The organism is Acinetobacter sp. V2 (assembly GCF_001188385.1).
GTDB lineage: Bacteria > Pseudomonadota > Gammaproteobacteria > Pseudomonadales > Moraxellaceae > Acinetobacter > Acinetobacter oleivorans.
The window spans coordinates 108,969-109,185 of record NZ_JZFB01000002.1 but is presented as its reverse complement, the minus strand read 5'-3'; the positions used below and the strand labels follow the sequence as shown (position 1 = coordinate 109,185).

Below are 217 nucleotides of genomic sequence, written 5' to 3'. Positions count from 1 at the left end.
CGGCGTTATTCCTGCTGACATCGAATTTTTAAAAGGTTTACGTGCACTGTGTGATGAGTTCGGTGCCTTACTTATTTTTGATGAAGTACAAACTGGCGTTGGCCGTACAGGTGCACTGTATGCCTACATGAACTCTGGTGTTATTCCAGATGTGTTAACGACTGCAAAAGCACTAGGCGGTGGTTTCCCGGTGGGTGCAATGTTAACAACTGATAAG

Annotated in this window: 1 protein-coding gene; it reads left to right on the top strand. The window is 45.2% G+C overall.

Annotated features, from left to right (window positions below; all coding sequences use genetic code 11):
• Positions 1-217 (top strand): aminotransferase class III-fold pyridoxal phosphate-dependent enzyme (locus UC75_RS20935; protein ID WP_228137243.1); only part of this gene is annotated, 217 nt, incomplete at both ends.